The sequence below is a fragment of the Bacterioplanoides sp. SCSIO 12839 genome (assembly GCF_024397975.1).
Taxonomy (GTDB): Bacteria; Pseudomonadota; Gammaproteobacteria; order Pseudomonadales; family Oceanobacteraceae; genus Bacterioplanoides.
This window is the reverse complement of the sequence record NZ_CP073745.1, coordinates 3,023,801-3,036,374: the sequence shown is the minus strand read 5'-3', so window position 1 is coordinate 3,036,374 and position 12,574 is coordinate 3,023,801. Positions and strand designations below refer to the sequence as shown.

General features: G+C 48.2%; 13 protein-coding genes. 9 read left to right on the top strand and 4 right to left on the bottom strand.

Annotated features, from left to right (window positions below):
• Nucleotides 1-9: 9 nt before the first annotated feature.
• The 3 genes from KFF03_RS13785 to gpmI all read right to left on the bottom strand — a co-directional run bounded on the left by KFF03_RS13785 (nucleotide 10) and on the right by gpmI (nucleotide 4,299).
• A complete protein-coding gene (locus tag KFF03_RS13785) occupies nucleotides 10-1,506 on the bottom strand; it encodes a S41 family peptidase (protein ID WP_370647481.1) in 1,497 nt (498 codons plus the stop codon).
• A gap of 87 nt (nucleotides 1,507-1,593) precedes the next feature.
• Nucleotides 1,594-2,724, bottom strand: coding sequence for a murein hydrolase activator EnvC (locus KFF03_RS13780; RefSeq protein WP_255857504.1), 1,131 nt, complete (start codon nucleotides 2,722-2,724; stop codon nucleotides 1,594-1,596).
• Between the two features lie 33 nt (nucleotides 2,725-2,757).
• A complete protein-coding gene (gene gpmI / locus KFF03_RS13775) occupies nucleotides 2,758-4,299 on the bottom strand; it encodes a 2,3-bisphosphoglycerate-independent phosphoglycerate mutase (protein WP_255857503.1) in 1,542 nt (513 codons plus the stop codon).
• Between the two features lie 320 nt (nucleotides 4,300-4,619).
• On the opposite strand from gpmI, the gene KFF03_RS13770 reads away from it, so the two are divergent.
• Both KFF03_RS13770 and secB read left to right on the top strand, forming a co-directional pair.
• Nucleotides 4,620-5,033 (top strand): rhodanese-like domain-containing protein, encoded by a 414-nt coding sequence (locus tag KFF03_RS13770; RefSeq protein WP_255857502.1) that lies wholly within the window; start codon nucleotides 4,620-4,622, stop codon nucleotides 5,031-5,033.
• Nucleotides 5,034-5,079: 46 nt separating this feature from the next.
• Entirely contained in the window at nucleotides 5,080-5,550 is a 471-nt protein-coding gene (secB, locus tag KFF03_RS13765) for a protein-export chaperone SecB (RefSeq protein ID WP_255857501.1), read from the top strand.
• 82 nt (nucleotides 5,551-5,632) lie between these two features.
• Here secB and trmL read toward each other — a convergent pair whose 3' ends face one another.
• Entirely contained in the window at nucleotides 5,633-6,100 is a 468-nt protein-coding gene (trmL, locus tag KFF03_RS13760; protein WP_255857500.1) for a tRNA (uridine(34)/cytosine(34)/5-carboxymethylaminomethyluridine(34)-2'-O)-methyltransferase TrmL, read from the bottom strand.
• A 123-nt stretch (nucleotides 6,101-6,223) separates the two neighbouring features.
• Between trmL and KFF03_RS13755 the strand changes: the two genes are divergently transcribed.
• Genes KFF03_RS13755 through KFF03_RS13725 form a run of 7 tightly spaced genes read left to right on the top strand, consistent with a single transcriptional unit; the run spans nucleotide 6,224 to nucleotide 12,571 of the window.
• Nucleotides 6,224-7,234 (top strand): hypothetical protein, encoded by a 1,011-nt coding sequence (locus KFF03_RS13755; protein ID WP_255857499.1) that lies wholly within the window; start codon nucleotides 6,224-6,226, stop codon nucleotides 7,232-7,234.
• Complete coding sequence (locus KFF03_RS13750; RefSeq protein WP_255857498.1) at nucleotides 7,218-7,883, top strand: hypothetical protein; 666 nt, start codon at nucleotides 7,218-7,220, stop codon at nucleotides 7,881-7,883. Before KFF03_RS13755 ends, KFF03_RS13750 begins: the two co-directional genes overlap by 17 nt.
• Nucleotides 7,880-8,539, top strand: a complete 660-nt coding sequence (locus tag KFF03_RS13745) for a hypothetical protein (protein WP_255857497.1) — start codon at nucleotides 7,880-7,882, stop codon at nucleotides 8,537-8,539. The genes KFF03_RS13750 and KFF03_RS13745 overlap by 4 nt, the downstream gene beginning before the upstream one ends.
• Before the next feature lie 3 nt (nucleotides 8,540-8,542).
• Nucleotides 8,543-8,920 carry a hypothetical protein gene (locus KFF03_RS13740; protein WP_255857496.1) on the top strand — a complete coding sequence of 126 codons (378 nt, stop codon included), beginning with the start codon at nucleotides 8,543-8,545 and terminating at the stop codon, nucleotides 8,918-8,920.
• 8 nt (nucleotides 8,921-8,928) lie between these two features.
• Nucleotides 8,929-10,566: a pilus (MSHA type) biogenesis protein MshL gene (mshL, locus tag KFF03_RS13735; RefSeq protein WP_255857495.1), complete on the top strand. Its 1,638-nt coding sequence runs from the start codon at nucleotides 8,929-8,931 to the stop codon at nucleotides 10,564-10,566.
• A 2-nt stretch (nucleotides 10,567-10,568) separates the two neighbouring features.
• Nucleotides 10,569-11,480, top strand: a complete 912-nt coding sequence (locus KFF03_RS13730) for an ExeA family protein (protein ID WP_255857494.1) — start codon at nucleotides 10,569-10,571, stop codon at nucleotides 11,478-11,480.
• The gene (locus tag KFF03_RS13725) at nucleotides 11,477-12,571 is read left to right on the top strand and encodes a lipopolysaccharide assembly protein LapB (protein ID WP_255857493.1); all 1,095 of its coding nucleotides are present in this window, start codon (nucleotides 11,477-11,479) and stop codon (nucleotides 12,569-12,571) included. The genes KFF03_RS13730 and KFF03_RS13725 overlap by 4 nt, the downstream gene beginning before the upstream one ends.
• The last annotated feature ends 3 nt before the right edge of the window (nucleotides 12,572-12,574 follow it).

The following is a 12,574-nucleotide window of genomic DNA, read 5'->3' as shown; positions in this document are numbered from 1 at the left end:
GTAATCCGTTTAGCTTTCTTTTGCGTGATTCGCGTCTTGTGTGATTTTAACTGCTGAAGCTTCAGATTTAGACGTTTTAGGTGCCAAAATGGTCACACCACGCAATAAAGTGTGCGCTTCATACAGCTGAAAATCCTGTTTCAGCAGCTCATTAGAACTGATGGCTTTTTCTTTTGCAGACACTGTATTGTTATCTTGCGGCTGGCCATTGTTCTCTTGTGGTTGGTCATTGCTGTTTTTCAGATGGCCGTGTAAGTCCGACTCTTTATACACCCGACGCTCGTAAGGGGTGACTTCACTTTGTTCGACCCAGATATCCGGCTTGATGCCTTGTGCCTGAATTGAGCGGCCATTGGGCGTGAAATAACGCGCCGTCGTTAACTTGATGGCTTTCTCTTCGGTAATGGGCAACACGCTTTGCACCGACCCTTTACCAAACGAGCGGGTACCCACAATCACCGCTCGCTGATGATCTTGCAGAGCACCGGCAACAATCTCAGACGCTGAGGCTGAACCACCATTAATCAGTACCACCACCGGGATATCTGCTGCGGATGTCTGCTCAGTGGCGGAGAAGCGCAGTTCAGAATTGGCCGCACGGCCTTCGGTATACACAATCAAACCGTCATCGATAAACACGTCGGTAACTTCAACGGCGGCATCCAAAACACCGCCCGGGTTATTACGCAGGTCAAGGATCAGGCCGTTTAACGGCTCATCCGCTTGGGTCCACTTTTCAATGGCCTTGTTCAGCTCCGGGCCGGTTTTTTCCTGAAACTGAGTGATGCGAACATAACCGATACCACCACTCAGAGTTTCGGTACGCACGCTGGCGACTTTGATTTCGGCGCGCTCAAGGGTAAAGGTCAACAGTTCTTTTTCATTGGCGCGGCGAATTTCTAAGGTGATCTCTGAACCCGGTTCACCGCGCATGCGATCGACTGCTTCACTGAGGTTCATGCCCATCACGGCTTCGCCGTCTAACGTGACAATCAGGTCGCCACTTTTAATGCCAGCTTTTTCTGCTGGAGTATCATCAATCGGGGTGACCACACGAATCAGGCCATCTTCCATGCCCACTTCAATGCCCAGGCCACCAAACTTACCTGAGGTGCTTTCCTGCAGGTCATTAAAAGCTTCGGGTTGCAGGTACACAGAATGCGGGTCTAACGAGGTCAGCATGCCGTTAATGGCATACTCCAATAAGGTTTTGTCGTCCACTTCTTCGACGTAGGAACTGCGGATGCGCTCAAAAATTTCAGTGAAGTTTCGCAGTTCACGTAACGGCAAGCGGCCCTGTTCGGCATTATTGGCAGCAGTATCCTCTGCTGCTTCGATATGAGGTTCAGTACCGTTATCAGCAAACGCTGGTTGAGTTAACGACAGGCCGAATAACGACATTCCGATAAATAACGGGCTGATTCGCTTTAAAGATGAAGAAAGCAAGCTGGGCATCCAATCACTCAGTTTTAATAATGAATCCGAAGAATGGCACAAAAGCAGCACTTTCAAAACCTTAGCGCCTGAGAAAGTCTTTACCAGCGAAGTTGATGCAACTATTTACCAGTGAGTTTGATGTACCTTTTGAAGTGCTTATTTGCGGCTTAGCCAGGCCGCCGGATCTTTTGGCCGCCCTTGATGGCGTATCTCAAAATACAGGTTGGAGCGGCCGCTATCAGCGTTAATTCCCGCTAATGACAGGGTATCGCCTTGATTGACCCAGGCTCCCACATCATGGAACAAGGTTTGATTGTGGGCATACAGACTCAAATACCCCTGGCCATGATCAATAATGGTTAACAAACCAAAGCCGCGTAGCCAGTCTGCAAACACGACACGGCCGTGGTGCACCGCGCTAACTTTTTGCCCTTCACGGGTATTAATTAACCAACCATCCCAGCGTGCGTGTTGATCGCGACGATTACCAAAGGCTTTGGCGACGCGACCACTGGTGGGGCGGGGTAACTTGCCTTTCATTGAGCGGAACGGGCGTTCGTCGTTTTTGCGCACGCTGTTGCTGATCAGGTTTTGTACTTCACCCAATAAGTGTTCCAGTCGTTTGCGGTCGGCTTGTTTACGTTTTAACTGTTGTTCACGGCCGGATAACTGGCGGCTTAAACTGGCTAACAGTTTCTTTTGTTCAGATTTGCGGGCACTGAGTTTGCGGTTCTGTTGCAGCAACCGGCCTTCGGTTTGTTGCAACTGACGCTCTTGTGCTTCGATTTGTTCGGCGATGGTGTCGAGGCGCTGTAATTCCGCAATCAGGGTTTCGATATGTTCAATCCGGGCCTGATTAAAATAGCTGAAATAGCGCATCATGCGTTGCGCTTGTTGTGGATCATCCTGATTCAGTAGCAGTTTTAATGGCCCCTGATCGCCCAACTGTTGCGCCGCGCGCAATTGCTCGGCCAGATGAGTACGATGCTGTTCACGGAGTTGGCGTAGCTGGGATTGCTCCCGGCGCAGCTTTTTTAGGCGGGCCTGCTCCTCCTTAAGCTCGGCACGGGTGGACTCGATTTTTTTCAGCAGTTCGGCAATTTCCAGATCGGATTGGCGTAATGCCTGGTCGAGCTGGCTGTATTCGTCTTTGGCCTGATTCAGCCATTGTTCCAGCTTTTTGATTTCCTGCTTCAGGTTGTTCAGCTGCTGCTCATCATTGGCGAACGCCAAAGGATGAAACAACAACGCACCAGAAAACAGCAACAGCAGTGATATCAGACGCATAGTCAGCCCGCTCTTATGAAAAAACCGACGCCATCAGGAGAAATTGATCAGCGCATTGCCGCTCATTTCTTCTGGCTGCTGTAAGCCCATCATGGCCAGCAAAGTTGGGGCGACATCACACAAACGACCCGGTTGCAGCTGCAGAGCTTGTTCACGGCCGTGCACATAAATCATATCCACCGGGCCGGTGGTGTGTTGTGTCATCGGGCGACCCTGATCATCCACCATCATTTCCGCGTTGCCATGGTCGGCGGTGATCAGACATTCGCCACCCACTTCTAATAGTGCCTCGGTCACACGTTTGATGCTGGCATCAATGGCTTCAGCGGCTTTTAGCGTCGCTTCGTAAGAACCGGTATGACCAACCATATCGCCATTGGCGTAGTTGCATACAATCAGGTCATATTCCTGCTCTTTGATAGCCGCCACCAGTTTGTCGGTGACTTCCGGAGCGCTCATTTCTGGCTGCAAATCGTAGGTGGCTACATCCGGCGATTTGATCAGTTCACGGGTCTCGCCGTCGTACAGATCTTCACGGCCACCGGAGAAGAAGAAGGTAACGTGAGCGTATTTTTCGGTTTCCGCAATACGCAGCTGCTTCAGACCCAGATTCGACACGTACTCGCCTAAGCCGTTGGTCAGCGCTTCCGGTGGAAAGGCGCAATTAGCAGGAATCGTAGCGGCGTATTCGGTCATCATCACAAAGTCGGATAACGCTGGCGTTACCGCACGCTCAAAACCATCGAAGTCGTTACCGTCCACAAACGCACGGGTTAACTCACGGGCGCGGTCCGGGCGGAAGTTAAAGAAGATAATACTGTCGCCATCTTTTACCTGGGCATCGGCATCGCCAATAATGGTGGCCTGAACAAATTCGTCGTTTTCATCACGGGCATACGCGGCGTTTAACGCGTCGATGCCATTGGCGGCGCTGAACGGCGCTTTGCCTTCGGTCATGGCGACATAACCTTGTTCAACACGATCCCAACGGTTATCACGATCCATCGAATAGAAGCGGCCAATTAAGGTCGCCAGCTTGCCGTTGCCCAGTTCTGCCAGTTTGTCTTCAATCAGTTGAATTGACGGTTCTGCAGAACGCGGTGGCATATCACGACCATCGAGAATGCCGTGCACGTTAGAGCGTTTAACCCCTTTGGCTTTGGCCATTTCCAGCAGTGCAACCAGGTGGTCTTCGTGGCTGTGAACACCACCGGGAGACAGCAGGCCAACAAAATGCACCGCGCCGTCATTGGCGATAGCTTTGTCCATCGCAGCGACCAGAGCGTCGTTGTTTTGCAGCTCGTTATCGGCGATGGATTTGTTAATACGGGTGTAGTTCTGATAGACGATACGACCCGCGCCCAGATTCATATGGCCGACTTCGGAGTTACCCATTTGTCCATCTGGCAGGCCAACGGCAGCGCCGGAGGTCTGGATCAGTGCATTCGGATATTCTGCTAACAGACGATCCCAGGTGGGCGTTGGAGCGTTAGCAATGGCGTTATGTTCGGTTTCTTCACGATGGCCCCAGCCATCCAGAATGATCAGTGCAGTTGGAGTAGGACGTGATGTCATGCGGGCAAACTCAACTCAGAAAATAAGAGGGAACGGGCAAGCCGATGTTCAAAAGCCGCAGTGTACCTGAATTGCCGGTGTGCGGCATCTTTCGCATGGTTATGCCGCCAGCCGTTGAGATTTATCAGGCGAAGTGATTCAGAATTATTCAAGCGGCCCTTGTATTTGCCACAAACGCTCCCAGATACATTAGCAATGACCCATGCAGCGGTGGAGCCGGATAGGCTTGAGCGCTATACTGCGCGCTCATTTTTATACGCCGATGATATGACGCCATGTCATCTGCAGGTCATTTAACCGGTTAACAATATAGGTCTTGTATGGATCAGCTTTTTGAATTCATTGGAAATCACTGGTGGTTAGTAGGCATCTGGGGTGCTTTTCTGGCAGCGTTGTTGTGGGACAACAATCAGCGTGCTGGTCAGTCGCTGTCTACCGCCCAGGCTACCCAGCTGATCAACAAAGAAGATGCCGTGGTACTGGATATTCGTGATAAAGGTGAATTTGGTCAGGGTCATTTGGCCAATGCCATTAATATCCCTTACGCCAATCTGGCAAACCGTATGACTGAGTTATCCGTTCATAAAGAAAAGCCCATCATTCTGGTGTGTAAAACCGGCCAGACGGTGAGCATGGCGGGCAAAATGTTGCGTGAGCAAGGCTACAATGCTGTGCGTCTGAGTGGCGGCATGATGGAGTGGAATGCGCAAAACTTACCCGTCGTTAAAAAATAATCCGGGTGTGAACCTGGTCAGATAAAAGATTTAAGGAATTAAGACAATGGCAGAGAATCATCCACAATTTGCCCTGCAGCGTATCTATGTGAAAGATGCTTCATTTGAAGCGCCTAATGCACCGGCAGCTTTTACCAAAGAGTGGAAGCCAGAGATTAAACTGGATCTGAACTCCGGTGCCCGTAAGCTGGACGAACAGCACTACGAAGTGACCGTTAAAGTGACTGTAACCGCAACCAACGCTGAAGAAACGGCTTTCCTGGTGGAGCTGGAGCAAGCTGGCCTGTTCACCATGACCAATATTCCTGAAGACCAGCTGAAGCCGATGCTAGGTGCGATGTGCCCGAACATCCTGTTCCCGTACCTGCGCGAAAGCATTGATAGCATGGTCGTTAAAGGTGGTTTCCCGGCACTGATGCTGGCGCCGATTAACTTCGATGCCCTGTATCAGCAACGCTTGCAGCAAGAACAGCAAAAAGCGGCTGAGTCTGCAGAAAGCTCAGAAACCATTCAGTAATACTGAACTGGTCTTCGGCTTATAAAAACGCCGTTCGTGAAAACGAACGGCGTTTTTTGTATTGGATATCCCCTGGGTTGAGTTAAGAAATTGCTCCTTCATAACCCAGCTGGCGCCAGGCCTCATATACCATCACGGATACACAGTTGGATAAGTTCATACTACGGCTGTCGGCCATCATTGGCAGACGCAGCCATTGCTCTTGCGGAAACTGCATTCGCACATCTTCTGGTAGGCCACGGGTTTCCGGGCCAAACATCAAATAGTCGTCTTTCTTAAACGCAACCGATGAATGAGTCGTTTTGCCCTTGGTCGTTAAGCAGTACAGGGTTTCAGGCTGTTCTTTGTTCATAAATTCATCAAAGTTTGGATGAATTTTCACCTTGGCCCATTCGTGATAATCCAGTCCGGCACGGCGCAGTGCCTTTTCTTCCATGTTAAATCCGAGCGGTTCAATCAGATGCAGCTGACATCCGGTATTGGCACATAAACGAATGATGTTGCCGGTATTCGGAGGGATCTCAGGCTCAAATAAAACGATATTAAACATGGGCTTAGGTCATGTAATCAAAGAATTTAGTGACGACATTATAGTCACGTGAGGCGGGTAAGACTATGTCTGCCAAAAGCTGGTCTACACTCAATACAGATAAGTCAGATGATCGAGGAGTCTATGTCTGGTTTTGGGTCTGGTTTTGGGTCTGGTTTTGGGAATGGGTTCTGGAAAAAAATGCCCTGGAGTAAGCGTCAGTCTGATAGTGGCCGTTGCTTAGGCATTGAGCTGCATAATGGTCAGGCGTTTGCGGTTCTGAGGGACGTTTCGGGCGTCACTCACTGCTTTCGTTCTGAAGCAGGAGAGGCCGCTTTAACAGGATTAGCAAGCTGGATTGAGCAGCATGGCTTCGAGCATTTGCCGGTCTTTGTTTCTCTTGATCATCAGGATTATGAACTTCATCTGCTGGATGCGCCCGTCGTACCTGACCACGAGTTAAGTGATGCATTGCGTTTTCGGGTAAAAGACATGATCAGCCAACCGATCGAACAAAAAGTGGTGCAGGGTTTCCGTTTACCAGCCGATGCCTATCGTGGCCGCATGGACATGGCGTTTGCGGCTGTGATTGATCGCCAGCGAATCCAGCAGCTGGTGGGGTGGGCAGAAGAGTTAAGCCTGGAGTTAAAGGAAGTCACGATTCCCGAGCTAAGCATTCTGCAGTTAGTTGCGGCGATGGAGCCTGAAACCAGTGTGGGGGTGTTACGTTTAGATCATAACGAAGGTGATTTTTACCTGTTTCAGAACGGCGGTTTATACATGACCCGCCATTTAGGCGTGGGAACCGATGACTTGGGTCTGAAAACTCCAGCAGATGGCGACCTGTCGTCGGTGGATGGAGGGCTGTCGTTGGAAACCGATAGCCGCCTGGAAAACCTGGCCTTAGAAGTTCAGCGCTCAATGGATTATTTCGAAAGTCAGCTTGGCATGGGGAGTGTGGGCCAGATCTGGGCCATGGTGCCGGATGCGGTTGAAATTGATTCAGTCTTGCCTGAGCTGGAAACCGCGGTTAACACTCCCATTCGTACTTTCTCACTGGACAGCGCGTTTAACCGTATGTCCCCTCCGGATTCGTTAACAGCCTCGTTAGCGACGGCACTGGGAGGGAGCTTGTCTTATGAATTGGCAGGTTAAGCAGCAAATTAATTTTTACACCGATGACTTTAAACCACCGCAATTACCCAAAGACATTGCCTATGTGCTGCTTGGTGTTGGCATTAATGTTGTTGTGATGTTGTTGCTGACATTGATTTCCTGGGGGTATGAACACTGGGAGGAGCGTCAGCTCAAGGTAATTCAGAGGCAGGAAATATTTCTGCAGCAGCAGATTGAGCAGGTTATGTCTGAGCGACCAACGCTGGAGGTGGATTCATCTCTTGAGCAGAGAAAAGCTCAGAGTCAGAAAAACCTGGAAGGCAGCCGGAAAATACTCAGCTATCTGACCCAGGGGCACCTTAAACAAAGCCATTCTTATTCAAACAAAGTCGCACAGCTAGGGGACCAGTCTGTTGAGGGAGTCTGGTTGCAGCGTTTTGTGATTGCCGATCAGGGGCAGCAGGTTGTTTTGCAGGGTTTTTTGGATGACCCATCCAAATTATCACCTTATATCTCAACACTGGTTGAAAAGGATGCCTACCAGGATGTGTCTTTTCGCTTTATCGATGTGCAAAAGCAGGAAACACACTCCTGGTTGTTATTTGAATTAGACACAAAGTCACGCGATGGCAATGATGAAAATACTATCGCTACTGAACGTCATTTGGTTCAGGGAGAAAGTCGATGAGTTGGTGGCAACATCCTAATGCTGAGCGTGTCATTGAACATTATCAGGCACTGAGCCAGCGAGAGAAGTTGTTGGCTCTGATCACAATCCATGTTGTTTTGTTCTTTATTTTTATTTTGTTTTTTATTGAACCTTCCTTTAAACGGGGGCAAATGAAACAAACGGAAGCCGAAGAACATTTTGCATTAAACCTGAAACTGGAGCAGCAACTGGGTAATTTACAAAACTCACCTATTTTAGATCCTAATCAGGATCTCAGAAACGAAATTGATGTGCTGCTTGAAGAACATCGACAGGTCGAAAAACGTATCAGTATGCTCACTGATGCGCTGGTTTCACCGGAAGATATGGCAACCGTGCTGAAACAAATGTTAACCCAGGATAAAGCACTGAAAGTAACGAGCCTGGCAACATTGCCTCGAGAAAAAGTAGCGTTAGAGAACAGTGATCAAGGTATTTATTTGTACCGTCATAGTATGGAAATTCGTTTATCGACGACTTACGACAGCTTGTTGGCCTATTTAAAACGACTGGATGCTTTGCCCTGGCGTTTGTATTGGCAACTGCTGGATTATGAAGTGACGGATTATCCGAGGGGTGATTTAACGTTACAGGTATACACCCTGAGTAGCCGCGAAGATCTGGTGGGAGGGTAACCGATGATGAGAATGATTTTACTATGGGTATTCGTGATTCTGAGTACCAGCTTGCACGCCGCCGACCCAACACGCCCACCTGCCTGGTTGACATCAGAACCACGTGCCGTGGCTCCGGTATCCCAAAGATCATTAAATCTGCAGCAAATTCTGGTGCGTGATACACAACGTTTTGCCGTGATTAATGATGAAATTCTTGCCGTCGGAGATCGTATCAAACAAGCGACGGTTATTGCGATTGATCAAACGAGTGTAACGTTAAAAACGACAAAAAATCGTTTTGTACTATCTTTATTAGAGAGTGCATCTGTATCTGAGGTCAACTCAGGAAGAATCACAAAGCCAGCCGTTAAGCAGCAGTCAGAATATTACGGGAAGTAGCAGGTTTTATGAATACAGTAAGAATGAATCCAGGACTGATGTCGGTTATACCGTTGCCACACGTATTAGCGTGTGTTTTATGCCTGCTGATCTCTGCTTGTGCAACACCGACTTCACGTCTGGATGATGACAAAGAAGCCTTGCACAGCAGTGGCCAACCTGAGCAATTACTACAGGCTGATCCACTGCCGCGCAGGGCGACGTTGTTTAACCCTGAACAATTATTGCCATCACTGAGTGAAGACGATGCATTGCTGGAAAAACGCTTCGACGTGATTGCCCGACAGGTTCCGGCACAAACGTTTTTTAACAGCCTGGTGCAGGGTACAGATCAGAATCTGGTGGTTCATCCACAAGTCAGTGGTGAAATTTCTTTAAACATTAAAGATGTCACCCTGCAGGAAGCATTAAGTGCAGTTCGTGATATTTATGGTTTTGATTTTGTGATGTCGGAATATGGCATTCAGATTTTACCCAGCCTGCAGCAAACCCGTATTTATCCAATCAATTACCTGAACGTAAAGCGAAATGGTAATTCTGGTATGCGCGTCAGTAGTGGTCAGGTTAGTAGTACCACCAGTGATTCTAATTCATCGAATCGCAGTCGAACGGAAACAGAAACCAGTACCATTAATGTCAGTCAGGTTGAAACTGAATCGGGTACCGATTTCTGGACCAACCTGAGAACAACACTGCAGCTGATGACCAGCTCTGAGCAGGACGCACAGGTGGTTGTGGATGCACATGCGGGCATCGTCATTGTCAAAGGTCAGCCTAATACACTGAATATGATTGAAAAATATCTGGAGCGCGCAGAGTTAAGTGTACAGAAGCAGGTGTTGATCGAAGCAAAAATTCTGGAAGTAACGTTAAACGATGGCTATCAGGCTGGTATTAACTGGAACACACTTTCGGCTCGTAGTGATAAAAACTCCTGGGATACCAGTCTGCGCTCGATTCCTTTATTAAACCCGGATCGGATTGGTGGTGTTTTTTCACTGGACTTCAGTGTCGGTGACTTTAGTGGAGCACTTGAACTATTACAAACTCAGGGAGAAGTGAAAGTACTTTCCAGCCCTCGCATTGCTACAGTGAATAACCAGAAAGCAGTGATTAAAGTGGGTACGGATGAGTTTTTTGTTACGGAAGTAACCAACAGCACCACCACCAGTTCGACCGGTACTACCGATGCACCTGAAATCGAATTGACACCTTTTTTCTCTGGCATCGCGCTGGATGTAACCCCACAAGTGGGTGAAAAAGATGAAGTGATTCTGCACGTTCACCCAACCGTGACGGAAGTAGAAGAGCGGGTGAAAGTGATCGAACTCGGCGATGATGATTATACTCTGCCATTAGCATTCAGCCGTGTGCGTGAAACCGACTCCATTGTTAAAGCACGTTCCGGTCAGATCGTGGTGATTGGTGGTTTGATTCAACATCGTAAAGACGTAACAACCGCCAGTGTGCCGATTTTAGGTGATATCCCGGTATTGGGTTGGTTATTCCGCCAGGAGCGTGAGCAGATTCGTGAAAGTGAATTAGTGATTTTATTACAACCGCGTGTGGTTGGCTCCGGTTTATCAGATCAACAAATTGAGTACCTGAATGATCGCTATTCACAGGTGATGTTGCAGGGGAGTTGATCATGGAAGTTATGCAGCTGGCCGATTCTTGCTCACGATTTTATGGACTATCTCAGGCACCGTTTGGCCTGACCCCGAACACGGATTTTTATGTCGACCTGCCCAGTCAGCGCAAAGCATTCGATATGTTGGTGTATGCATTATCGTCGGGTGAAGGCTTTATTAAAGTAACCGGAGAAGTAGGCACAGGAAAAACCATGTTGTGCCGGCGCCTGTTAAATACGCTGGATCATAAGGGCTTTCATACGGCTTATATTCCTAATCCGGCAGTTGATCCTGAGGGCTTATGGCAGGCGATTGCCCGTGAACTGGAAATTTCGTATCAACATCACGGTGACCCGGTTCAGCTGCGCGCTGATATCGAAAATTTTTTATTGATACAGGCAAAGAACCAACATCAGGTGGTATTGATTATTGATGAAGCTCAGTCGATGCCAAGAGAAACACTGGAAGCGCTCAGACTGATTTCAAATTTGGAAACTGAAAAACAAAAACTGATTCAGATCGTTTTATTTGGTCAGCCCGAGCTGGATGTGACGTTATCCCAGCCCGAACTTCGTCAGCTGTATCAACGTATTACTTCGTCATCGCGTTTGAACCCATTGTGTGATGATGAAAGTCTTGGCCTGTATCTACAACAACGTATGTGTCTTGCCGGTTATACCGGTATTCCGGTTTTTACCAATAAAGCCATCAGTGCCTTATGGCAGGCAACACAGGGAATTCCTCGTTTAGTGAATGTGATTGCCAGTAAGGCCTTACTGGTCGGTTATGGTGCCGGCACACAACGTTTAGATGTACGGCATGTGAACTTAGCCATAGAAGACACCGAGTTTTCATTTCGTCAGTCACAACCTGTTCGCCGTTGGCCTCACTTGTTAGCGCTGGCGGTAACGGCCGTGGTGTGTTTATGAGTCTGGTGCATCAGGTTCTGAAAGACATTGATCGGCGTGAGCAGCTTGAGCCGGTTGTGCCACAGGCATTTGTCTTGCCTCAGGAAAATACACGCCGAGCTTTTTTTTCTCCATGGTTAATGATTCCAGCTTTTTTGATCGTGGGTGGTATTGCCGGGTATGTTATAAATCAGAAATCCCCAGCTGACAGCCCAACAATTGTGAAGCTGCAATATCAGACGGTTCCGGAAATTCAGCCTGAGGTCAATTTTTCGTTCGTCGAAAATGTTGCAAATAGCTCACAAACAGAGATGAATTCAGTTTCTGAAATCATCAGTGTTGCTGAAACATCAGAAAAATCCCCCCAGCTTGAAGAAGTTACCTCGACTGCAAAAACAGCCTTGGTTAAAACAACAGATTCACAGACCAGTGAACCAATAGCGGCCGCTTCTGTTGGGGAATCCTTGTCAGTAACAACCATTGCTCCTCCAATTGTGAAAGCGGTTGAACCAAAAGAAGCGCCAATAGCCGAGGCTAAAGCTAGAGAAACGATTAAGCCAAAGGTTGTGACAGCAACTGAATCTACTATTGAAAAAGATAAATCGGACCCAAACTCGTCCCACTTTGAAATTCATCGTGATGACCAGAAACTTCGTACGCAATATCTGAGTGTCAAAAACGCCATGCGTTATGGCCAATGGCAAAAAGCAGAAGCGTTGAATGCTGAAATATTGGCTCAAAAAAAATTACCTGATGATATTAAAAATAAATCACTGAGCAATCAGCTACGTATTTATCTTGAGCAACAAAAGTTTGATCAGTTTATTAATTTTTATCAGCAGCACCCGCAACAAAAAAATCAGGCCTGGTTTGCCACACTGGCGCCGGGTTTACATATGGCAGGGGCCTATAAGGATGCAATCAGCAGTTATCAGCAGCTGATTAAATTACAACCACAGAAAGCCGATTGGCCTGTTGCTATGGCCTCTGCTTTTGAACAAAACCAGCAGCCAGAGCAGGCGATGGCTGTGCTTTCAGATGTATTGGATCGTTATGTCTTGTCACCATCGCAGCGTCAGTGGCTGGAACAGAAGCGTGCTGATCTGAGGTAGTCC

Coding starts and splice junctions, on each gene's coding strand:
- KFF03_RS13780 (WP_255857504.1), bottom strand. CDS start 2,724: ATGCGTCTGATATCACTGCTGTTGCTGTTTTCTGGTGCGTTGTTGTTT.
- gpmI (WP_255857503.1), bottom strand. CDS start 4,299: ATGACATCACGTCCTACTCCAACTGCACTGATCATTCTGGATGGCTGG.
- KFF03_RS13770 (WP_255857502.1), top strand. CDS start 4,620: ATGGATCAGCTTTTTGAATTCATTGGAAATCACTGGTGGTTAGTAGGC.
- secB (WP_255857501.1), top strand. CDS start 5,080: ATGGCAGAGAATCATCCACAATTTGCCCTGCAGCGTATCTATGTGAAA.
- trmL (WP_255857500.1), bottom strand. CDS start 6,100: ATGTTTAATATCGTTTTATTTGAGCCTGAGATCCCTCCGAATACCGGC.
- KFF03_RS13755 (WP_255857499.1), top strand. CDS start 6,224: ATGTCTGGTTTTGGGTCTGGTTTTGGGTCTGGTTTTGGGAATGGGTTC.
- KFF03_RS13750 (WP_255857498.1), top strand. CDS start 7,218: ATGAATTGGCAGGTTAAGCAGCAAATTAATTTTTACACCGATGACTTT.
- KFF03_RS13745 (WP_255857497.1), top strand. CDS start 7,880: ATGAGTTGGTGGCAACATCCTAATGCTGAGCGTGTCATTGAACATTAT.
- KFF03_RS13740 (WP_255857496.1), top strand. CDS start 8,543: ATGATGAGAATGATTTTACTATGGGTATTCGTGATTCTGAGTACCAGC.
- mshL (WP_255857495.1), top strand. CDS start 8,929: ATGAATACAGTAAGAATGAATCCAGGACTGATGTCGGTTATACCGTTG.
- KFF03_RS13730 (WP_255857494.1), top strand. CDS start 10,569: ATGGAAGTTATGCAGCTGGCCGATTCTTGCTCACGATTTTATGGACTA.
- KFF03_RS13725 (WP_255857493.1), top strand. CDS start 11,477: ATGAGTCTGGTGCATCAGGTTCTGAAAGACATTGATCGGCGTGAGCAG.